The organism is Ectopseudomonas toyotomiensis, from assembly GCF_900115695.1.
GTDB classification, from domain to species: Bacteria; Pseudomonadota; Gammaproteobacteria; order Pseudomonadales; family Pseudomonadaceae; genus Aquipseudomonas; species Aquipseudomonas toyotomiensis.
Genome location: NZ_FOXK01000038.1, coordinates 1 through 1153 on the forward strand (window position 1 = coordinate 1; position 1153 = coordinate 1153).

Here is a 1153-nt window from a genome sequence, read left to right on the forward strand (position 1 = left end):
AACACGCGGGTCAGGTAGGTGCCGCCTGATTTCTTCGGTACGCAGCCGTACTCTTCCTCGGCCGACTCGATGTTTGGGGCGTTCTTGTACAGGCCGTCGCGCCACTTCTTCTCGGCCTCGGGGGACCACTCTTGGCCGGTGACGTAGCAGATGCGCTTGTACAGACCCTCGGCGATCGCATCATCCAAGGTAATGCGGTGGACGCTGTAGTCCTTGCGCCCCTCTCGGGCATCCTGGATGTAGGTGTTAAACGGGTTATCGACGCCATTGTGGGTGCTGATCAGGCGCACCTTGTTGCCCCACATGGTCAGCGCCAGGGCGGCCTTCAGCAGCTCTTCCAGCGACTCATGGAATGCCGCCTCGTCGATTACTACGTCGCCCTGCAGGCCGCGCAGGTTGCTCGGCCGGCTGCTCAGTGCCTGGATCTTCCGCCCCGTTTTCGGGAAGCGGATCATGTAGGTGAGGATTTCTTCCTTCTTGCCTTCATCCCAGAAGGTTTGCTCGTAGACGTCGGCCTCGGCCAGCTCGTTGAACGCCTTGGCGAACAGCGCGCAGGCGGCGATGTACTCCAGCGCCATCTCCTGCTTGCTACCCACGTAGAAGGTGTTGCAGCCGCCACGACGGCGCGGCTTGGCGGCCTTGACCACGTTACGCCCAGCCTCGGCCCAGGTGATACCAGTTCGACGGGACTTCTCGCCGATCATGATCTGGCTTTCGTCCTCGAACCAACGGCGCTGGTAGCCCAAGAAAACGGGCTCGTTGGCCGGCTGGGCCTCGGCGATCTGTTGCGGAACGTCGACGCCGAGTAGCTCCATCTCCTCTGCGAGATCGATCTTGCGCGGCGCGCTGGTGGCAGTGAGCCCCTTACCCAGGTTGGCCGTGGTGGTTTGCATGGCCATCAGGCTTTCCCCAGCAGAATGCCGCGAATGCGCTCTTCGAGCTGCTCGCTCATACCATCGCTGCCGCGCATCTCTTCCAGGCGCTGCTCCTGTTCCGCGATCAGCGCCTCGCGTGCCTCACGCTCGATCGCCTTGCGCTCCTCGCGGCTGGCCTTGCTGGCCTGCAACACATCCTTGGCAGCGCGGGCCAGCTTGCGCACGTCGTCGATGGTGGTCTCGTCGTCGATCTGCGCGCCCAGGGCGGCGTGCGTGGT

1 protein-coding gene and 1 pseudogene are annotated in these 1153 nt (G+C 63.3%); both read right to left on the reverse strand.

The features are described from left to right. Nucleotides 1-899, reverse strand: a pseudogene (locus BM186_RS26055) (hypothetical protein); the annotation flags it as partial. Further along, on the reverse strand, nucleotides 899-1153 hold a 255-nt coding region (locus tag BM186_RS26060), incomplete at its 5' end, for a phage protein Gp27 family protein (RefSeq protein ID WP_139228049.1). The pseudogene BM186_RS26055 and the gene BM186_RS26060, both read right to left, overlap by 1 nt.